This is a genomic window from Aquibaculum arenosum (assembly GCF_029222965.1).
Taxonomy (GTDB): domain Bacteria; phylum Pseudomonadota; class Alphaproteobacteria; order Kiloniellales; family DSM-21159; genus Aquibaculum; species Aquibaculum arenosum.
Map to the genome: position 1 here is coordinate 1 of NZ_JARHUD010000006.1, position 19,775 is coordinate 19,775.

Annotated in this window: 19 protein-coding genes and 1 tRNA gene; 12 read left to right on the top strand and 8 right to left on the bottom strand. The window is 65.9% G+C overall.

The annotated features are described in order from the left end of the window. Positions 1 to 219: 219 nt before the first annotated feature. A complete protein-coding gene (locus P2G67_RS10440; RefSeq protein ID WP_275822794.1) occupies positions 220 to 1,308 on the bottom strand; it encodes a hypothetical protein in 1,089 nt (362 codons plus the stop codon). Between the two features lie 76 nt (positions 1,309 to 1,384). Further along, positions 1,385 to 1,606: a hypothetical protein gene (locus tag P2G67_RS10445; protein WP_437124257.1), complete on the bottom strand. Its 222-nt coding sequence runs from the start codon at positions 1,604 to 1,606 to the stop codon at positions 1,385 to 1,387. Between the two features lie 37 nt (positions 1,607 to 1,643). On the opposite strand from P2G67_RS10445, the gene P2G67_RS10450 reads away from it, so the two are divergent. Continuing rightward, positions 1,644 to 1,958: a transposase gene (locus P2G67_RS10450; protein WP_275822796.1), complete on the top strand. Its 315-nt coding sequence runs from the start codon at positions 1,644 to 1,646 to the stop codon at positions 1,956 to 1,958. A 50-nt stretch (positions 1,959 to 2,008) separates the two neighbouring features. Here P2G67_RS10450 and P2G67_RS10455 read toward each other — a convergent pair. Then, positions 2,009 to 2,084, bottom strand: a tRNA-Ala gene (locus tag P2G67_RS10455). Between the two features lie 286 nt (positions 2,085 to 2,370). On the opposite strand from P2G67_RS10455, the gene P2G67_RS10460 reads away from it, so the two are divergent. The 3 genes from P2G67_RS10460 to folD all read left to right on the top strand — a co-directional run bounded on the left by P2G67_RS10460 (position 2,371) and on the right by folD (position 4,008). Continuing rightward, the gene (locus P2G67_RS10460) at positions 2,371 to 2,664 is read left to right on the top strand and encodes a YggT family protein (protein ID WP_275822798.1); all 294 of its coding nucleotides are present in this window, start codon (positions 2,371 to 2,373) and stop codon (positions 2,662 to 2,664) included. Continuing rightward, positions 2,661 to 2,978 (top strand): DUF167 domain-containing protein, encoded by a 318-nt coding sequence (locus tag P2G67_RS10465; RefSeq protein WP_275822800.1) that lies wholly within the window; start codon positions 2,661 to 2,663, stop codon positions 2,976 to 2,978. The genes P2G67_RS10460 and P2G67_RS10465 overlap by 4 nt, the downstream gene beginning before the upstream one ends. 118 nt (positions 2,979 to 3,096) lie before the next feature. After that, entirely contained in the window at positions 3,097 to 4,008 is a 912-nt protein-coding gene (gene folD, locus P2G67_RS10470; RefSeq protein ID WP_275822802.1) for a bifunctional methylenetetrahydrofolate dehydrogenase/methenyltetrahydrofolate cyclohydrolase FolD, read from the top strand. A gap of 26 nt (positions 4,009 to 4,034) precedes the next feature. Here the strand turns inward: folD and P2G67_RS10475 are convergent, their stop codons facing one another. The 3 genes from P2G67_RS10475 to P2G67_RS10485 form a co-directional block, all read right to left on the bottom strand. Continuing rightward, positions 4,035 to 4,424, bottom strand: a complete 390-nt coding sequence (locus P2G67_RS10475; RefSeq protein ID WP_275823337.1) for a (deoxy)nucleoside triphosphate pyrophosphohydrolase — start codon at positions 4,422 to 4,424, stop codon at positions 4,035 to 4,037. A 101-nt stretch (positions 4,425 to 4,525) separates the two neighbouring features. Beyond that, positions 4,526 to 5,755 carry a bifunctional glutamate N-acetyltransferase/amino-acid acetyltransferase ArgJ gene (argJ, locus tag P2G67_RS10480; protein ID WP_275822804.1) on the bottom strand — a complete coding sequence of 410 codons (1,230 nt, stop codon included), beginning with the start codon at positions 5,753 to 5,755 and terminating at the stop codon, positions 4,526 to 4,528. Positions 5,756 to 5,819: 64 nt separating this feature from the next. Continuing rightward, complete coding sequence (locus P2G67_RS10485; RefSeq protein WP_275822806.1) at positions 5,820 to 6,722, bottom strand: peptidylprolyl isomerase; 903 nt, start codon at positions 6,720 to 6,722, stop codon at positions 5,820 to 5,822. 280 nt (positions 6,723 to 7,002) lie between these two features. Between P2G67_RS10485 and P2G67_RS10490 the strand changes: the two genes are divergently transcribed. From P2G67_RS10490 to P2G67_RS10510, 5 genes are read left to right on the top strand one after another with little or no spacing between them, the layout of a single operon-like run. Beyond that, positions 7,003 to 7,848: a CoA transferase subunit A gene (locus tag P2G67_RS10490; RefSeq protein WP_275822808.1), complete on the top strand. Its 846-nt coding sequence runs from the start codon at positions 7,003 to 7,005 to the stop codon at positions 7,846 to 7,848. Next, positions 7,845 to 8,606: a CoA transferase gene (locus P2G67_RS10495; protein ID WP_275822810.1), complete on the top strand. Its 762-nt coding sequence runs from the start codon at positions 7,845 to 7,847 to the stop codon at positions 8,604 to 8,606. Before P2G67_RS10490 ends, P2G67_RS10495 begins: the two co-directional genes overlap by 4 nt. A 57-nt stretch (positions 8,607 to 8,663) precedes the next feature. Continuing rightward, complete coding sequence (locus P2G67_RS10500; protein ID WP_275822812.1) at positions 8,664 to 10,982, top strand: molybdopterin-dependent oxidoreductase; 2,319 nt, start codon at positions 8,664 to 8,666, stop codon at positions 10,980 to 10,982. A 23-nt stretch (positions 10,983 to 11,005) separates the two neighbouring features. After that, a complete protein-coding gene (locus tag P2G67_RS10505; protein ID WP_275822813.1) occupies positions 11,006 to 11,578 on the top strand; it encodes a peroxidase-related enzyme in 573 nt (190 codons plus the stop codon). Positions 11,579 to 11,624: 46 nt separating this feature from the next. Next, a complete protein-coding gene (locus tag P2G67_RS10510) occupies positions 11,625 to 12,611 on the top strand; it encodes an MDR family oxidoreductase (protein WP_275822815.1) in 987 nt (328 codons plus the stop codon). Between the two features lie 14 nt (positions 12,612 to 12,625). Here P2G67_RS10510 and parE read toward each other — a convergent pair whose 3' ends face one another. Further along, positions 12,626 to 14,626 (bottom strand): DNA topoisomerase IV subunit B, encoded by a 2,001-nt coding sequence (gene parE, locus P2G67_RS10515; RefSeq protein ID WP_275823339.1) that lies wholly within the window; start codon positions 14,624 to 14,626, stop codon positions 12,626 to 12,628. A 92-nt stretch (positions 14,627 to 14,718) separates the two neighbouring features. Between parE and P2G67_RS10520 the strand changes: the two genes are divergently transcribed. The 3 genes from P2G67_RS10520 to P2G67_RS10530 all read left to right on the top strand — a co-directional run bounded on the left by P2G67_RS10520 (position 14,719) and on the right by P2G67_RS10530 (position 16,880). Continuing rightward, positions 14,719 to 15,114, top strand: coding sequence for an acyl-CoA thioesterase (locus P2G67_RS10520; RefSeq protein ID WP_275822817.1), 396 nt, complete (start codon positions 14,719 to 14,721; stop codon positions 15,112 to 15,114). After that, positions 15,111 to 15,641: a PAS domain-containing protein gene (locus tag P2G67_RS10525; RefSeq protein ID WP_275822820.1), complete on the top strand. Its 531-nt coding sequence runs from the start codon at positions 15,111 to 15,113 to the stop codon at positions 15,639 to 15,641. The genes P2G67_RS10520 and P2G67_RS10525 overlap by 4 nt, the downstream gene beginning before the upstream one ends. Positions 15,642 to 15,710: 69 nt before the next feature. Further along, the gene (locus P2G67_RS10530) at positions 15,711 to 16,880 is read left to right on the top strand and encodes a mandelate racemase/muconate lactonizing enzyme family protein (protein WP_322099690.1); all 1,170 of its coding nucleotides are present in this window, start codon (positions 15,711 to 15,713) and stop codon (positions 16,878 to 16,880) included. 152 nt (positions 16,881 to 17,032) lie between these two features. Here P2G67_RS10530 and P2G67_RS10535 read toward each other — a convergent pair whose 3' ends face one another. Then, positions 17,033 to 19,726 carry a cation-transporting P-type ATPase gene (locus P2G67_RS10535; protein ID WP_275822822.1) on the bottom strand — a complete coding sequence of 898 codons (2,694 nt, stop codon included), beginning with the start codon at positions 19,724 to 19,726 and terminating at the stop codon, positions 17,033 to 17,035. Between the last annotated feature and the right edge of the window lie 49 nt (positions 19,727 to 19,775).

Genomic DNA, 19,775 nt, shown 5'->3' on the forward strand with positions numbered 1-19,775 from the left:
CGACAGAGAGGACCGCCGACCTCCATAGCCCCGCCGAGGCTGCAGGGTAAGGCGAGCGCAATACTGAAGCACGGCGCGGCTTGGCTGCTTCAGAACATCAAACCCGGTTGTTAGAGGTCCTCATCTGACTCTCGGTTTTCATCCTCAACTGGCGTTGCGCGGGCTTGTCCGTGCGTCCAGAGCGCCACCAATACGAGGCCAGCGGCTTTTCAGGTGGATTTAGACATGCGTTTTTAACGGAATTGCGCCTGATTTTTTCGCTCTTTCAACTAACCGAGTATAGGTGGCTCCATTCCCTGACGGGAAGTGCTTGCACCAGACTTCTAGAAACCGCTTCTCTCGATCAAAATCTTTGGCCTTGCGCAGGAGAATGGCAATCCTCATCGGATAGTGTGGCGCCGGAATCTCGCCAGTTTCCAAATACCGATTGAAGGAATCGGTCACGGTATCGCACTGCCATCCAAGATCTTGGTCAGCCTGTTTCATGAAAATTCGAAAGGATTCTTCATCTTGGTTCAAAAATTCTGGTGCTCCTGACGCCTGACCATAGGTAATCCCTTCATCGAGCATCTTCGCCGTGGTGGCGCGTGTGGTTTGCCGATACAGAAGCTCCCGCTCGTTTTCGTCCATGACTGGTTTGTCGGCGAACAGGCGGATGAGTTCGTCGACCTTTCTGGCAAGATCGGATGACAATTGGCTGTCCGATACCAGAGCTTTCCGGGGCGGTCGCTGCGCCAATTTAGCATCAATTCTGGACGAAATTTCTTTCGCAAGTCTCGTGAGCGCCGGCTTCTGCTTTTCAGCTATTGTGATGAGGTCAACCGAAACACCTGCACGGCGATATTCGGCAATCTGCCATTCAAGCTGGTTTAGGTGACTGGTGACCTTAGCCTCCGGCTTCCGGAGAGCCGTGATGCTTAGATCGGAATTCTCTGAAAGATATCGCTGTATCTCCTCGATCAGCTGTGCGCGATCGCGAATCTGCGCTTCCCAACGTTCACGTCGATTCTCGACGTATGATGCGGAGTGCGGCGGATGTCGCGCTGGTTCTCCACGAAGGCGTGCGAGCGCTTCCTCCTGCGCTTCTCGCTTGTCGGAGTATGCCTCGGAAAAGTACGGCTCCTCCCGATCTTCAATATCGGATATGCAATACTTCCACCCACGGTCTTGCTGAAAGACGGTGATGCGGGTTGAGCCTTCTATTAGCATCGGATTGCCGTTCTCCGAAACTGCCCAGCCAGCTCTGGCAGTTAGCGCCTTGTCTTTCCGCGCCTTCGATTTTCCGAATAGCCAGTCGAACAATGCCATCCCCCTAGGCCCCCAAGCTTCAAGTGTTGTCGATCAACGACTACAAAAGAAGAATAGCACCAATGGCCATTGATCACTACTGATGTACCCATTGGCCCCAACCGAGCGACATGATGCACCAAGGCTGGTCGATGAGCTTGCTCCAAGCATCGCAGCAGTGTTCGAGGGTTTCGTTGTCGGGCAGGATGAGCTGGTCGGTCATGTGCCATCCGACCTGATCGATGGCGTGGGTGCCGGGCTCGACCGCCAGGGCGGCCAGGCGATAGTTGTAAGCCTCCTCGACCTTGTCCTTCGGCATTTGATCAAGAATCACGTTGAAGACCCGGGAGTCTTACATGACGCGCTCGTTCATAACGGTGCTGAAGGTGCTGGGCCGGTCCAACCGCGCCCGCAAGCTTTTGCCGCGCTTCCTGGCCCTGCTCGAGCAGTTTGCCAACAGCCCGGCCAAGGCTCTGGCCGAGACACTACGCTCTTGGCTCGAGCCCATTGTCCGGATGTGGCGCTTTTCCAAATCCAACGGCATCACCGAGGGATTTCATACCAAGATGGAGATGATCTCGCGCCGCGCTCTCGGCTTCAGGAACTTCCAGAACTACCGTATGAGGGTCCTTGCCCTCTGCGGCTGGAACGGCGTCATCAATCGGGTCTGATGAATGCCCATCCCCCGATAATGGGGAAGAGCCTTTTTATGTGGGGAATTTGGTGGAGCCGAGGGGAGTCGAACCCCTGACCTCAGCAGTGCGATTGCTGCGCTCTCCCAACTGAGCTACGGCCCCGACCTTGGGAAGCCTTGCCGGAGCGCCTGGGAGCGCCCTTGCGAGGCGGGCGGATAGTGTTCGGGCGGGCGGGGCTTGTCAAGCGCGTTGCCGGAGCCTTTTGCAAGCGGCCAGCGCGTCCGTCATAGGCCTCCGGGATCGCTCGTTCTGCCGGCGCTGCGCAGGGGTTCGCACCCTATCGGAGCGCCGCGCTCTCGCCCGGCTTGCGGGGCGGCGGGCGGGTCTTTAGGTTGTGCGCCGTATTGTCCCTGCCCCCGCATCGTCCCTGCCATGGAGCCGAAGCCCGATGGTTGCTCTTTTCTACCTGATCGACACCGTGATCAACATCTACATCTGGCTGCTGATCATCTGGGCAGTGCTCAGCTGGCTGGTGGCCTTCAATGTGGTGAACACGAGCAACCGCCTCGTCTACCTGGTCGGGGACTTCCTCAACCGGATCACCGAGCCGGCCCTGCGGCCGATTCGGCGCATCATGCCCAACCTCGGCGGCATCGACATCTCGCCGATGATCCTGATCCTGCTGCTGATCTTCCTGCGCAACCTGCTGCTCTACGACGTGGCGCCCGCCCTGCTGCGATGACCGCCTGGCAGCAGACACCGGAGGGTCTGCGCCTCTCGGTCCGGCTGCAGCCCGGCGCACGCAGTCTTGGCATCGAAGGAGTTGAGCGTCTGGCCGACGGCCGCGCGGTGCTGAAGGTCAAGGTCACGGCGGCGCCGGAAAGCGGCAAAGCCAATGCCGCGCTGATCGCCCTGCTGGCCAAGGAGTGGAAGCTGCGCAAGAGCGATCTGGAACTGATCGCGGGACAGAAGGCGCGCAACAAGACCCTGCTGCTGCGCGATTGCGGCACAGAGCTGCAAGAGATGCTGGCGGCACGCTACCCGTCGACCGGGTGAGTCGGATGCGGGAGCAAAGTCGACGCTTTCCGGCAGGCCGCATTTGTCTCCCGCTGCATGATGGCGACCAACAGGCAGGGTCGCAGCCGACCCGACACAAAGCACAGAGGATGCAGGCATGAGTGACAGCGCACAGGCCGAGAAAATCGCCGAGAAGATTATCGACGGCAAAGCCTTTGCGGCCGGACTGCGCGAGCGCGTGGGCGCCGCGGTGGCGAAGCTGAACGCCGAGCACGGCCTGACGCCGGGCCTGGCCGTGGTGCTGGTGGGCGAGGATCCGGCGAGCCAGGTCTATGTGCGCAACAAGGCCAAGCAGACCAAGGAGGCCGGCATGGCCTCCTTCGAGCACCGCCTGCCCGACACCACCAGCCAGGAGGAGCTGCTCGCCCTGGTGAAACAGCTCAACGAGGACCCGAGCGTCCACGGCATCCTGGTGCAGCTTCCCCTGCCCAAGCAGATCGATTCGGCCGCGGTGCTCGACACCATCGATCCGGCCAAGGACGTGGACGGTTTCCACGTCATCAACGCCGGCCGCCTGGCCACGGGTCAGGACGCCCTGGTGCCCTGCACGCCGCTGGGCTGCCTGATGCTGCTCAAGGACCGCCTGGGCGACCTCTCCGGCAAGCACGCGGTGGTGCTGGGCCGCTCCAACATCGTCGGCAAGCCCATGGCGCAGCTGCTCCTGGGCGCCAACTGCACCGTCACCATCGCCCACAGCCGCACCAAAGACCTGCCCGCGGAGTGCCGCCGGGCCGACATTCTCGTGGCGGCGGTCGGCCGGCCGGAAATGGTGCGCGGCGACTGGATCGCGCCGGGCGCAACGGTGATCGACGTGGGCATCAACCGCATCGAAGGCGCTGACGGCAAGAACCGCCTGGTGGGCGACGTGGCCTTCGAGGAGGCCGTCAAGGTGGCCGGCGCCATCACCCCGGTGCCCGGCGGCGTGGGCCCCATGACCATCGCCTGCCTGCTGGCCAACACCCTAACCGCCGCCTGCCGCGCCAAGGGCCTGCCCGCGCCGGAACTGTGAGGGCCGGCAAACGAGGCTGCGCTGCCTTAAAGAAGGTCGCGCAGCAGCGCCACCAGCGGCTCGTCGGCCGGGGGCATGGGGTAGTCGGCAAGCCGCACCGGCTTGACCCAGGCGAGTTCTTGCCCCTCCTGGGCCGTGGGATTGCCCTGCCAGACCCGGCAGGCGAAGAGCGGCATCAGCAGATGGAAATCCGCGTAGGCGTGGCTGGCGAAGGCGATAGGGGCCAGGCAGCTCGCCCGCGTGTCCAGCCCCAGTTCCTCATGAAGCTCTCGCACCAGAGCCTGCTCCGGCGTCTCGCCGGGGACCACCTTGCCACCGGGAAACTCCCAGAGTCCGGCGAGCGGCTTGCCTTCCGGGCGGCGGGCGATCAGCACCCGGCCGTCTGCGTCCACCAGGGCCGCGGCCGCCACCAGCAGGAGCGGCTTGCCTTCGGCCGCGGCCCGAGTGCCGGCCTCCCAGCAGCCTTGGGGCGCTTCGGTCTCGGCCACGTCTTGCGGACCCACCTGCCCGGTCACGCTCAGCTCCGATAGTCGGCGTTGATGTCGATGTAGCCGTGGGTCAGATCGCAGGTCCAGACCCGGGCCTTGCCGCGGCCAATGCCGATGTCGACCTGGATCAGGATGTCGCGGCCACGCATGTGCTCTGCCACCGGGGCCTCGTCATAGCCCTCGACCGGCTGGCCCTGCTCGGCGATGGTCACGCCGCCGATGGCCACCGAGAGGCGGTCGCGGTCGGCCTTCTCGCCGGCCTTGCCCACGGCCATGACCACCCGGCCCCAGTTGGCATCCTCGCCGGCGATCGCGGTCTTGACCAGGGGCGAGTTCGCGATCGACAGGCCGATACGCCGCGCCGCGCGCGCACTGGCAGCGCCCCTGACCTCGATGGTCACGAACTTCTGGGCGCCCTCCCCGTCGCGCACCACCTGCTGCGCCAGATCGATCAGCAGCGATTCCAGCGCGCGATAGAAGTCCCGCAGCCGCGGGTCGGCTGCATCCTCCACTGCCGCGTTGCCTGCCGCGCTGGTGGCGGCCAGCAACAGGGTGTCGCTGGTGGAGGTGTCGCCATCCACCGTGATCGAATTGAAGGAGCGGTCGTTGGCCCGGGTCAGCAGGCGCTGCAGCACCGCCGGCGGCAGGGCCGCGTCGGTGGCAACGAAGGCCAGCATGGTGGCCATGTCCGGCGCGATCATGCCGGAGCCCTTGGCGATGCCGTTCAGCGTGACCTCGACGCCGTCGATGCGCGCCTTGCGGCTGGCGCCCTTGTGGAAGGTGTCGGTGGTCATGATCGCCCGCGCCGCCGCCTCCCAGCCATGCGGCGCCAGACGTTGCGCCAGGTCGCCCAGGTGCGCGGTGATCTTCTCGTCGGGCAGCACCTCGCCGATAACGCCGGTCGAGGCGATGAAGACTTCACTTTCCCGGCAGCCGATCTGATCGGCACTGGCCTTCACCGTGCGCCGCACCGACTCCATGCCCTTGCTGCCGGTGAAGGCGTTGGCATTGCCGGCGTTCACCAGGACGGCGCGCGCGCTACCCCCGGCCAGTGCCTCGCGGCACCAGACCACCGGCGCCCCGGCGGTCAGGGAGCGGGTGAGCACTCCGGCCACCGCCGTGCCCTCGGCAAAGCGCATTAGCAGAACATCATCGCGCCCACGATAGCGGATGCCAGTGGCAGCGGTTGCCAGCTCGACACCGGGAATGGCCGGGAGGACCGGAAAGCCCTCCGGCGCCAGAGGAGATTTGGAAAGCATCGCTGAAGGGATCCTTACGGTCTCGCTGCCGGCCCGGAGGGCCTCATCGGGGCTGAAGCCCGGGTTACTCTTCTTCGGGCTGCTCTTCCGGCTGCATGGCTTCTGGCTGAGCGGCGCCGCCGCTGAAGTCCTGGATCTCGATCTCGGCATCCTCGCGCAGTTGCGTGCGGATTTCCTCAATGGCTGCGGTCGCGATCATTTCCTGCAGCTCGCCGCGCACCTGATCGCGCGAGGGTTGCTCGGCCTCGCGGCGATCCTCTACCAGGATCACGTGCCAGCCAAACTGCGTTTCCACCGGCTCGGTGCTATGGCTGCCCGGCTCCATATCGAAGGCGGCATCGGCGAAGGGCGCCACCATGCGGTCGCGGGTGAAGTAGCCAAGGTCGCCGCCACGCCCCTCGGCGCTGGGGTCCGTGGAGTGCTCCTCCGCCAACGCTGAGAAATCGGCGCCCTCTTCAAGCTGCGCGATCAGGTCGCGGGCCTGCTCTTCCTCCTCGACCAGGATGTGGCGTGCCTTGACCTCATCTTGCGGCGGGTTCTCCGCCACCCAGGCCTCATAGGCCTCGTCGAGCGCTTCTTCGGTCATGGCCGATTCCAGGCGCTGCTGCAGCCAGATCTGGCTGATGGCCTCGCTCTCGGCCTGGGCCACGCGGGCCTGCACGCGCTCGTTCTCCTCCAGGCCGTCTTCGCGGCCCTGTTGCTCCATCAGGCGCATGTCCACCAGGCGCTGCACCAACGCCGGGAAGACCTGCATCAGGTTCTGCTGATACTGGGCCGGCAGGTCCTGGGCCGAGCGGATCACGTCGGAGTAGCGAATTTCGCTGCCGTTGACCGTGGCAACCACAGGGTCTTCGCCCATGCCTTCCTGCTGTGCGGCGGCAGCACCGGCAAAGCCGATGGCCAGACCGGTCGCCAGCACGACGGCATGACAGAGGGGACGAACGGATGACAGTAGCTCAAAGCGCATGAAGGACTCCCTTTCGGGGAATTTCTGTGTCGAGTGCAGGCCGGTCGGCGACCTCCCTTTCCGGGCTTCGCACTATGCAGAAGACTGCGCAAAGTACAAGTTGCGCCTGCGTGGCGAAGGGCAGCCCAGGGCGCAATCCGGACCTTAGACGCGAGAGTGCCGCGGCCTTGCGTCGGGCGGTGCGTTGACAGCCCCCGGAGCCGGTCCTAGCGTTCCCCGGCTCCTAGGCTGGGCCCGCGATGCAGGCTCGAGCCGCATGCGATCAGGAACACGACACCTCTTGTCCCGGCCACCCCCGTCCACACGCGACCAACTGGCCCAAGCGGCCACCTTCTTCCAGTCCGGCATGAGCCTGGCCCTGCCGGTGGACTATGCCGGGGTCTCAATGGCGCTGACCTGGCCGCTCTTGGCAAGCGGGACCAAGGACTTCGACCTGGTCTGCGTGCCGACCGGCGGATTGCAGGCCGACATCCTGATCGGCGCCGGGCGCGTGCGCTCGATCGAGACCAGCGCCATGACCCTGGGCGAGGCCGGCGGTGCACCCTGCTTCAACCGGGCGGTGCGCGAAGGCAGCATCGTGATCCGCGATGCCACCTGCCCGGCCATCCATGCCGGCCTGCAGGCCGCACAGCGCGGCGCCCCCTTCACGGCGATGCGCGGCCTGCTCGGCACCGACGTGCTGGCCCAGCGCAACGACTGGCGCGTGATCGACAATCCCTTTTCCGACGCGCCGGACCCGGTGGTGCTCATACCGGCCATCCGCCCGGACCTCGCGCTCTTTCACTGCCCGCTGGGCGACCGGCAGGGAAATGTTTGGATCGGACGCAGGCGCGAGCTGGCGACCATGGCCTATGCCGCCCGGCGCTCCCTGGTCACGGTCGAGCGGTTGGTGGACGACCTCTTCGCCACGGAAGAAACCGCCGCCGGGACGCTGCCCGCGCTCTATGTCGACCAGGTGATAGAGGTGCCGCAGGGTGCCAGGCCCTATGGGTTATGGGGCGTCTATGGCGGCGACCTGCCGGCGCTCAAGCGCTATGCCGCCGAGGCCCGCACCCCCGAAGGCTTCGCGGCCTGGCTGGAAGAGGCTCAAGCGGAAGCCGCCGGCATCAGGGGCGGCGCGCCATGACCGAGGCCTCCAAGCGCGAGATCATGATTGCCACCATCGCCGAACTGCTGCGCGGCGTGCGGCATGTGGCCGTCGGTGCGGCCTCGCCGATCCCGGCGGCCGGCGCCATGCTGCGCCGCGCGCTGGCCGAAGAGGAAGCAACACCGCCGGTCCGCCTGTCCATCCTCGGCTCGGTGGCGCACAACTTCTTCACCAACGGTTCGGTCGAGCTCTTCGACTGCGCCGGTCAGGGGCGGATCGACGCCTTCTTTTTGAGCGGCGGGCAGATCGACGGCCAGGGCAACGTCAATCTTGTGGGCGTGGGTGATTATCCCAACGGTAAGGTGCGCTGGCCCGGATCCTTCGGCTCCTCCTACCTCTACTTCGTGGTGCCGCGCGTCATCCTCTTCCGGGAGGAGCACAGCCCGCGCATCTTTGTGGAGAAGGTGGATTTCATTTCCGCCCCCGGCGCCTCGCCCGAGGGCGTCTACCGCCCGGGCGGGCCCAGCGCGCTGCTGACCGGCCTGGGGCTGTTCGACTTCGAGTCCAGCCGCCCCGGCTTCACGCTGCGCTCGGTGCATCCGGGCCACAGCCTGGAAGAGATCCGCGCGGCAACCGGCTTCAGCTTCGCGCACGAGCCGCAGCCGCCGCTAACGCAAGCGCCCACGCCCGAGACCCTCGCCCTGCTGCGCGGACGCGTACTGGATGAACTGGCCGAGACCTACCCCGGCTTCGCCGCCGAACTGGCCGCAGAGATCACCACGACCGGCGGTGACTGACGACAGACACAAGATGAACCGTATCGGCTTTGCAGCCGATCAGAGGAAGCATGTGCCATGAGTGACGTGAAGGCCGTACAACACGCCAGCCACTGGGGCGCCTATCGCGTCCTGGTGCAGGACGGCAGGATCGTCGGCACCGAGCCGATCCCCGAGGATCCGGCCCCCTCCCCCATCATCGGCTCGATCACCGACTGGGTCGATCCGGCGCGGCGCATCGCCCAGCCCATGGCGCGGGAGAGCTGGCTCGAGGCCAAGCGCGCCGGCCGTCCCACCGACGGCAGCGGTCGCGGGCAGGAGCGTTTCGTGCCGCTGTCCTGGGAGGAGGCCTTTCGGCTCGTGGCCTCGGAGATCGACCGGGTGCGCCAGGACCACGGCAACGACGCCATCTTCGCCGGCTCCTACGGCTGGACGAGCTGCGGGCGCTTTCACCATGCCCCCTCGCAGTTGAAGCGCATGCTCAATCTGGTGGGCGGCTACACCGGCCATGTGGACACCTACAGCATCGCCGCCGGCCCCGCGATCCTGCGGCATACGCTGGGCAGCGACGAGGCCTGCGTCGGCAAGGCCTCAACCTTTGACGCCATCGCCGAACACACGCAGACACTGCTCGTCTTCGGCGCTCTGGCGCCCAGGACCGCGCAGAACGAGGCCGGCGGCATCGGCGCCCACACCCTGGAAGAGAACCTGAAGCGCATCGCCGAGCGCGGCGTGCGAGTGGTCCACATCTCTCCGGTGAAGGATGATCTGCCGGAGTGGGTCGGCGCCGAGTGGTGGCCGATCCGCCCCAACAGCGACACGGCGCTGATGCTGGCCCTGGCGCAGGAGATCCGCCGCGCCGGCAACCACGATCTGACCTTCCTGGAGCGCTACACCAGCGGAGCGGACCTCTTCCTCGACTACCTCGCCGGGCACAGCGATGGCGTGGAGAAGACCGCTGAGTGGGCCGCGACGCTCACCGGCCTGGATGCCCAGGCCATCCGCGATCTGGCGGCGCAGCTGCCCGCCACGCGCAGCATGATCACCGTGAGTTGGAGCCTGCAACGCGCCCAGCATGGCGAGCAGCCCTACTGGGCCGCGCTGGGCCTGGCCTCGGTGATCGGACAGATCGGCCTTCCCGGCGGCGGCGTGGGCTATGGCTACGGCTCGCTGGGCGGCATGGGCGCCGCCATCCCGCTTTCCCGCTCCCCGTCGCTGCCGCAGCTGACCAAGCCGAACCGGGCTTTCATCCCCGTGGCACGGATCACCGACCTGCTGCTCAATCCCGGCGGCGCCTTCGACTACGAGGGCAAGACCTACCGCTACCCGGAGACCCGCATGGTCTACTGGGCCGGCGGCAATCCCTACCACCACCATCAGGACCTGAACCGCCTGGAGCGCGCCTGGGCGCGGCCGGAGACCATCGTGGTGCAGGACCCCTGCTGGACGGCAGCGGCGTTGCGTGCCGACATCGTCCTGCCGGCCACCACCTCGCTGGAGCGCAACGACATCGCAGGCAATCGCCGCTGCGACCTGATCATCGCCATGCAGAAGGCGGTGGAGCCCCTGGGCGAGGCCCGCAACGACTTCGACATCTTCTGCGGCCTGGCCAAGGAGCTGGGCGTGCTGGAGGACTTCACCGAAGGCCGCGACGAGATGGGCTGGTTGCGCCACATGTACGAGAAGGTCCGGCACAACAGTCAGGAGCGTTTTGGCCACGCGATGCCGGACTTCGACGGCTTCTGGGAAGCGGGCTACGTGCCGGTGCCCACGAAGGAGAATCACACCTATTTGGAGGCCTTCCGCGCGGACCCGGACGCCAGTCCCCTCACCACGGAAAGCGGGCGCATCGTGCTCGGCAGCCAGCTTCTGGCGGAACGCTGTTACGAGGATTGCCTGGCGCATCCGGCCTGGCTGCCGCCGCAGGAGTGGCTCGACGGCAAACGCGCGGGCTTCCACCTGCTGTCCAACCAGCCCACGGGGCGCCTGCACAGCCAGCTGCACCAGGGACCGACCAGCCTGGCAGAAAAGCGCAACGGCCGCGAGCAGCTACGCCTCAACCCGGCCGATGCCGAGAAGCTCGCCATCGCCGACGGCGCGACGGTGCGCGTCTGGAACGAGCGTGGCAGCTGCCTCGCCACCGCCAGCCTGACCGACGCGGTCACACCGGGCGTGGTGGTGCTGCCCACCGGCTCCTGGCTCACCTACTCCCAGGACGGTCGCCTCGAGCTCTCCGGCAATCCCAACGTCCTCACGCCGGACGTGCCCACCTCCAGCTTCGGCCAGGGCTGCGCGGCCCACACCTGCATGGTGCAGATCGAAGCCTATGACGGTCCGGCACCAGACCCCACCGACTACTATGACCGTAGCTTGCGCCAGGCCGTGGCGCAGGGTTAGAGATTCAGCGAGAGGGCACCGCAATGAGCGAACAACCGATCAGCCGTTTTCCCGTTCCCCGTATGGCCGACCTGCCCGAGGATATCGCCGAGCGCATCCTGGCGGTGCAGGAGAAGTCGGGCTTCGTGCCCAACGTCTTCCTGGTGCTCGCGCACCGGCCGGACGAGTTCCGCGCCTTCTTCGCCTACCACGACGCCCTGATGGAGCGGCCGGGCAATATCACCAAGGCCGAGCGGGAGATGATCGTGGTGGCGACCAGTGCGGCCAACCAGTGCCAGTACTGCGTCATCGCCCACGGCGCGATCCTGCGCATCCGCATGAAGAACCCGCTGATCGCCGACCAGGTGGCGATCAACTATCGCAAGGCGGACATCACGCCGCGCCAGCGCGCCATGCTCGACTTCGCGCTCAAGGTCTCAAAGCAAGCCGAAAGCGTGGAGGACGCGGACTTCGCGGCGCTGCAGGAGCAGGGCTTCACCGAGGACGACATCTGGGACATCGCCGCCATCTCCGCCTTCTTCGCCCTGTCCAACCGCCTGGCGAACGTGACGGGCATGCGTCCTAACGACGAGTTCTACACGCTGGGCCGCGGCTGAACGCGGCGACCCGGAAAGACAACCACAGCACGAGGGGCAGAACACCATGGCCGAACGCTTCCAGGCACTGCTGATCGAAGAGGTCGAGGGCAAGCCGAAGGCACGCTTTGCCGAGCTGGGTCTCGACGACCTGCCGGACCATGAGGTGCTGGTGGAGGTCGCCTACTCGACACTGAACTACAAGGACGGCCTGGCAGTCAGCGGCAAGGGGCGCATCGCCCGGCGCCTGCCCATGGTGGCCGGCATCGACCTGGCCGGTACGGTGGTCGAGTCCCGCTCACCCGACTGGCAGTCCGGAGACAAGGTGCTGGTCAATGGCTGGGGCCTTTCGGAAAGCGAATGGGGTGGCTACAGCCGCTATCAGCGCCTGAAGGCGCAGTGGCTCACCCGCCTGCCCGATGCCTTCAGCCTGGAGCAGGCCATGGCCATCGGCACGGCCGGCTACACCGCGGCGCTCTGCGTCCACGCCCTGGAGAAATGGGGCCTGCCGGCCGGGCGCGAGGTGCTGGTGACCGGCGCGGCCGGCGGCGTCGGCTCGGTTGCCGTCGCCCTGCTGTCCGCCCGCGGCCATCAGGTGACCGCCGCCACCGGGCGGCCCGAGACCCACGACTACCTGGCCGCGCTGGGCGCTGGCAGCTTCGTCGCCCGCGATGAACTCTCCGAGAAGGGCAAGCCGCTGCAGAAGGAGCGCTGGGGCGGGGCCGTGGACACCGTCGGCTCCACGACCCTGGCCAACGTGCTGGCCCAGACCTGCTACGGCAGCGCGGTGGCAGCCTGCGGTCTCGCCGGCGGCCCCGACCTGCCGGCCACCGTCCTGCCGCACATCCTGCGCAGCGTGGCCCTCATCGGCGTCGACTCGGTGATGGCGCCGCCGGCCCGGCGCGAGGAGGCCTGGGGCCTGCTGGCCGAAAGCCTCGATCCCAAGGCCCTGGCCAACATGACCCAAGTCGAGCCCCTGTCACGGCTGCCCGAGCTGGCCGACGAGATCCTGGCCGGTCAGGTTCGCGGCCGGGTGGTTATTGAGATCGGTTAAACGAGCAAGGCCGCCTATACATCCAGGCTATCAGCCGTGACGAAGCGGGCGTGTTCCTGGATGAAGGCGAAGCGCAGCTCGGCCTTGCGGCCCATGAGCTGCTCCACCCGCTCCTCGGCCAGGCGGCGTTCCGTGCCGTCTTCGTCCAGATCGGTGGCCTCCTGGATCACCACGCGCAGCAGCGTGCGCTTGTCGGGATCCATGGTGGTTTCCTTGAGCTGGCCCGGCGGCATCTCGCCCAAGCCCTTGAAGCGGCTCACCTCGACCTTGCCCTTGCCGCCGAAGCCTTCCAGCAGCCGCTCGCGATCCTCTTCGTCCCGGGCGTAGGCAACCTTGCCGCCCTGGCTGAGGCGATAGAGCGGCGGCTGGGCCAGGAAGAGGCGTCCAGCCTCGATCAGGCCCGGCATCTCGCGAAAGAAGAAGGTGATGAGCAGGCTCGCGATGTGGGCACCGTCCACGTCCGCGTCGGTCATGATGATGACCCGCTCGTAGCGCAGCTTGTTGACGTCGAAATCCTTGCGCAGCCCGCAGCCCAGAGCCAGACCGATGTCCTGGACCTCCTGGTTGCCGCGCAGCTTCTCCGGTGAGGCGGAAGCGACGTTCAGGATCTTGCCGCGCAGGGGGAGCACCGCCTGGGTGTCGCGCCGGCGTGCCTGCTTGGCCGAACCGCCGGCCGAATCGCCCTCCACCAGGAAGAGTTCCGTTCCGTCCGCGCCGCTGCGCGCGCAGTCGGCAAGCTTGCCGGGGAGGCGCAGTTTCCGGTTGGTGGCCGTCTTGCGCGACTGCTCCTTCTCCTGGCGCCGGCGCAAGCGCTCCTCTGCGCGCTCCACCAGACGATCGAGCAATGCCGAAGCGCGCGCCGGATCGGCCGAAAGCCAGTGGTCGAAGTGATCCTTGATCGCGGCTTCCACCAGCTTGGCCGCCTCGGGGGAGGAGAGCTTTTCTTTTGTTTGCCCCTGGAACTGGGGATCGGGAATGAAGAGTGACAGGAGGGCGCAGGAGCCGCCCAGCACGTCATCGCCGGTGATCTGCGCCACCTTGCGATTGCCGATCATCTCGCCGTGCGCCTTGATCGCCCGCAAAAGGGCCGAGCGCAGGCCCTGCTCATGGCTGCCGCCCTCGGGCGTGGGCACGGTGTTACAGTAAGAGGAGGTGAAGCCGTCGTCGCGGTCGGCCGGCCAGGTGACGGCCCACTCGACACGGCCCGCCTTACCGGAAAATTCCGCCTGCCCGGCAAAGGGCTCGGGCACCAGGGTCGCCCGCTCGCCCATGACCGCCTGCAGGAAGTCCCGCAGACCGTCTGGGAAGTGCAGCGTCGCCTCCGGCGGCGTCTTGTCCCCCTCGCCCAGCAGAGCGGAATCACAACTCCAACGTATCTCGACACCGCGGTGGAGATAAGCCTTGGAGCGGGCCATGCGGTAGAGCCGTGCCGGGATGAAGCGGGCGTGGGCGCCGAAGATCTCGGGGTCGGGCTGAAAGACGATGGTCGTGCCCCGGCGGTTGTGCACCGCACCTGCGGGCTCCAGTGGCCCTTGGGGCAGGCCGCGGGCATAGACCTGGCGCCAGAGCTTGCGGTCGCGCGCCACCTCGACGGTCAATTCCTGCGCCAACGCGTTCACCACCGACAGACCGACACCATGCAGCCCGCCCGAGGTCTGATAGGCTTTGGCCGTGAACTTGGCGCCCGAATGCAGCGTGGTGAGAATCACCTCCAGTGCAGACTTGTCGCGGAACTTGGGATGCGGGTCGATGGGAATGCCGCGTCCGTTGTCGCGCACGCTCACCCGGTTGCCCTGCTCGAGCGCCACCTCGATGCGTGTGGCATGCCCGGCCACCGCCTCGTCCATGGCATTGTCGAGAAGTTCGGCGACCAGGTGATGCAGCGCCCGCTCATCCGTTCCCCCGATGTACATACCGGGGCGGCGGCGTACGGGTTCAAGACCCTCCAGGACTTCGATGTCCTTGGCGGAGTAGCCCTGCTCGTCTTCGGGAAGCGTTTGAAAGAGATCGGCCATGCGCGGCATTATAGGAGTCACCTTCTACGTCGCAAGCAGATGCGGTATTTCAATACGCGAAGCTCCACGAAATATGGTAGAGATCGCCACCTATGACTGCTGACCCGTCACCACCGCGCGAGCAGCCCGCTCTGCGCACCCAGGCCATGCCCGCCGATGCGAATGTCAACGGCGACATCTTCGGTGGCTGGGTGCTGGCGCAGATGGACCTCGCGGGCGCCGTGCCGGCCCACGCACGGGCCCGGGGTCGTATCGCCACGGTGGCAGTCGAGGCCATGCGCTTCCACAAGCCGGTTTTCGTCGGTGATCTGGTGTCCTGTTATGCCCGTTTGGCCCGTGTCGGCACCACCTCGCTCACCGTGGTGATCGAGACCTGGGCCAAGCGACATCTCTCCGACGAGGAGGTGAAGGTGACCGAGGGCACCTTCGTTTATGTGGCCATTGATGAACAGGGGCGCCCACGCACACTGCCGGCGGTCAATCCATGACGCCGCTACGCCAGCCTATTCGACTGGCCGACCTTGGTAACGAGCGACTTCATCAGCTCTACAATTATTGGCGCGAGCGCTGCCCGCCTGAGGGGCACCCCATGCCACGCGCCGCGCTGGACCCGATCCCGCTCGGGCCGCTGCTGCCCTATATCATGCTTATAGAAGTTGTCTCTCCAGGCGAGGCAGGCAGCTTTCCTGACATGCGCTTCCGCCTGGTCGGCGACGAGATCGAGGGTCGTTATGGCCGCTCACTCAAAGGTGCCACGCTCGATGAGACCTTTCCGCTGGTCCAGCGCAGCGACACCTCGCACCAGTGGAGCGAAATCTTGACCGACTGGACGCCCAAGTATCGCTGCGGTCCCATGAACTTTCCCAACGGCCGACGCTTCGAGGCCGAACGCATTCTGCTCCCGCTGTCTCAGGGAGAAGCGCCCGTCGCCTTCCTGCTCGGCGCCATCTTCTATCAGCCCCTGGCAACCGATCAGGACGAACACCAAACCGTGGCCGGCGATCTGGAGGCGTGATACCAGGATTCACCAATAGCGCTGCGGAGCCTGGTCCGCTGCGCAGTGCGCCAGAGAGGACGACTGCCAATGCGCATCCTTGCGATTGAGGAGGCCACCGCCTCCATCGCCTCGGACATCCGCAACGCTTACATCGACTTCAGCCGCATGGATGTCTCGGTGGTGAAGATCACCACCGACGTGCAGCGCGATGGGCGGCCCGTCGTGGGCTATGGCTTCAACAGCAACGGCCGCTACGCCCAGGCGGGCATCCTGCGCGAGCGCATTCTTCCCCGCCTGCGCGATGCCGCGCCCGAGGAATTGCTCGATCGCGAACGGGACAATCTCTGCCCCTTCCAGGCCTGGAATGTGATGCTGCGCAACGAAAAGCCCGGTGGGCATGGAGAGCGCTCTGTCGCTGTGGGCGTGGTTGACATGGCGCTCTGGGATGTCGTCGCCAAAATCGAGGAGAAGCCGCTGCAACAGCTCCTGGCTGAGCGCTATGGCAATGGCACTGCGGCAAACTCCGCCTTCGTCTATGCCGCCGGCGGATACTACTATCCGGAGAAGGGCTTGCCGGGGTTGCAGGAGGAGATGCGCGGCTACCTGGATCTCGGCTATGACACGGTGAAAATGAAGATCGGCGGTGCGTCGCTGCAGGATGACTGCGCGCGCATCGAGGCGGTGCTGGACCTGCTGGGCGGCGATGGCCAGCGCCTGGCGGTGGACGCCAATGGCCGCTTTGATCTGGAAACCGCCATCGCCTACGCCAAGGCCCTCTCCCCTTACGGACTGCGCTGGTACGAGGAGCCGGGCGATCCGCTGGATTTCGCGCTGCAGGCCACGCTGGCTGCGTTCTACGACGGCCCCATGGCCACGGGCGAGAACCTCTTCTCGCACCAGGATGCCCGCAACCTGCTGCGCTACGCCGGGATGCGGCCGGATCGCGATGTGCTGCAGTTCGACCCCGCGCTCTCCTATGGCCTGGTGGAGTATCTGCGCACGCTCGACGCCATGCGCAGCGCCGGCTGGTCACCGGCCCGCTGCATCCCACATGGCGGCCACCAGTTCGCGCTTTGCATCGCCGCCGGATTGGGGCTGGGCGGCAATGAGTCCTACCCCGGCATCTTCGCGCCCTTCGGCGGCTTTGCCGACGACATACCCATTGATAATGGTCAGGTCCGCCTGCCGGCTGTGCCGGGTGTTGGCTTCGAGACAAAGGCTGCCCTGATGGACCTGTTCCGGCAGCTCTTCGACTAGACCGGGTCGCGTTCAATCTGAACCACAAGGTTTCAGATTGAACGCGTGAATCCGGTCTAACACCAAAGAGATAGTGCAGATTCACGCGGTCCACTTGGATCGCAAAGCGATACCAATTGAACGCGATCTGCACTGAGATCCCTGTGCGCGCCTCACCACCAGCGGCGTCGCACTGCCTTCTCAATCTCGACGATGCCGAAGAGCAGCAGGCCGCCACCGAAGATCAAGGCCCATTCCTGCCCGCCCAGTGAAGCCGAGCCGAAGAGCAACTGCATCGGCGGCGCATAGGTAAAGAGGCCCTGAAGCACCACCACCACCCCGATAGCGATCAGGACCGGTCGACTGCCGGTCAGCGCTTCCCAGGAGAGACAGGAGGCACGCAGATGGCGCGTGTTGATGAGGTAGGTGATCTCCCCGACGACCAAGGCATTCACCGCTGCGGTACGTGCCACCTCCAGTGAGGCCCCTTGCTGAATGAGCCAGAGGAAAAGGCCGAGTGCAGCGCCGAGCAGAAGGAGCGAAACCAGCAGAATGCGCCAGAGCAGGAAGCCGGATAGCAGCGGTTCACGCGGCGGGCGGGGCGGCCGGTCCATGATGTCCAGCTCCGCCTTCTCGAAAGCCAGGGCCAGCGCCAGGGTGACAGCGGTGATCATGTTCACCCAGAGGATCTGCACCGGCGTGATCGGCAGGGAGAGGCCCAGAAGGATCGCAGCGATGATAACAAAAGCCTCGCCGCCATTGGTCGGGAGGATGAAGAGGATGGCTTTGTTCAGATTGTCGTAGACCCGGCGCCCCTCCTCGACCGCCTGTGCGATGGACGCGAAGTTGTCGTCGGCCAACACCATTTCGCTGGCTTCCTTGGCCGCCTCCGTACCCTTGTGTCCCATAGCCACGCCGACGTCGGCCGTCTTGAGTGCCGGCGCATCGTTGACACCATCACCTGTCATGGCCACGACTTCGCCGCGACGCTGCAGAGCCTCCACCAGTCGCAGCTTCTGCTCCGGCGTGGTGCGGGCGAAGACCTCGACCTCACCCGCCGCTCCTTCCAACGCTGCCTGGTCCATGGTGGCCAGGTCCTGCCCGGTCAGCACCTTGCCGTTCTGCCCCAACCCCAGCTTGCGCGCGATGGCCAGCGCGGTCGCGCCGTGGTCCCCGGTGATCATGCGCACGGCGATCCCGGCCCGATGACAGCGGGCAACCGCGGCGATGGCCTCGTCGCGCGGCAGGTCGATGATGCCGTAGATGCCGAGCAGGGTCAGGCCGCCCTTCACGTCATCAAAGGTCAAAGCCAGCTTGTCAGGCGCCGCGTCGGCTTCAGCAATGGCCAACACTCGCATGCCCTGGTCAGCGAGGGCTTCGATCCGGGACAGCCATGCCTCCCGATCGATGGGGCGCCGTTCCGCCTCGGCCAGTTCCCGGTCGCAGCGCTCCAGCACGATCTCCGGGGCGCCCTTCACATAGATCATTCGCTGCCCGCGGTGATCGTGGTGCAGGCTTGCCATGAACTTGTGCTCGGACTCGAAGGGGATCACATCGCTGCGCGGGCAAGCCTTCTGCTCATAGCCCAGATCCCTGCCCGCCTTGGCTGCCAACGCCAGCAGGGCCCCGTCCGTCGGATTGCCCTGCAGGATCCAGCCTTCAGCGGTCTCGTGTAGTTCAGCGTCGTTGCAGCGCAGCCCGCCCAGCAACGCAGCCTCCACAGCCCGCAAATCCTTAGGATCACAGCGGTTGCCGTCGCAAGAGAAGGTGCCTTCAGGTCCGTAGCCCGTGCCGCTCACCTCGAGGTCGTACTCTGCGGTGATCAGACGCTGAACCGAAAGTTCGTTGCGCGTCAGCGTGCCGGTCTTGTCGGAACAGATCACCGTGACCGAGCCCAGGGTCTCCACGGCCGGCAGCCGCCGGATGATGGCATTGCGCCCGGCCATGCGGGTGACCCCGATCGCCAGCGTAATGGTCAGGATCGCCGGAAGGCCTTCCGGAATGGCTGCCACCGCCAGACCGACAGCCGCCAGAAACATCTCGCTGGCATCGTAGTCGCGCAACAGGATGCCGAAAGCGAAGGTAAGCGCCGCGAGCACCAGGATTCCAAGGCTGAGCCAGCGGCCGAACTGCGCCATCTTGCGCAGCAGCGGCGTGGTCATGGGCGCGACATCCGCCATCATGCCGCTGATGCGACCGATTTCCGTACGCGGGCCCGTCGCCACCACCACACCGGCCGCCTTGCCCTGGGTCACCAGCGTGCCGGCATAGGCCATGGAGCGACGATCACCCAGCAGAGCATCGATCTCGACCGGCTCGCTGTCCTTCTCGCTCGGCAGCGATTCGCCGGTCAATGCTGCCTCCTGCACCTGGAGGCTGCGAGTCTGGTGCAGGCGCAGGTCCGCCGGCACCTTGTCGCCGGATTTCAGCAGCACCAGATCGCCTGGCACCAGCGTACCGGCATCGATGGTCCTGCGCTGGCCGTCGCGCACAACGGTGGCTTCCGGCGAGAGCATGTCGCGGATGGCTTCCAGCGCGCGCTCGGCCTTGCCTTCCTGAAAGAAGCCGACAGCGGCGTTGATGATCACGACGCCTAATATGACGGCGCTGTCGATCCAATGTCCCAGCAGCGCCGTGATTAGGGCCGCCACGACCAGAACCTGGATCAGGACATTCTCGAACTGCGCCAAGAAGCGCCGCAGCGGGCCGCGCCCCTTCGGAGGCTGAAGACGGTTGGGCCCGTGCTCCTCCAGCCGGCGCTCGGCCTCTGCATCCGCCAGCCCTCTTTCAGAGGTCGCGAGCTCCTCGAAGATTTCGCGAACCGGCCGGTGATGCCAGGGTGGAGGAGTGTCGCTCGCGTCGGGCATGGATATCCTTTCCGTGTGAAGGGATGAAACCAGCCTTGATAGGGCCGCC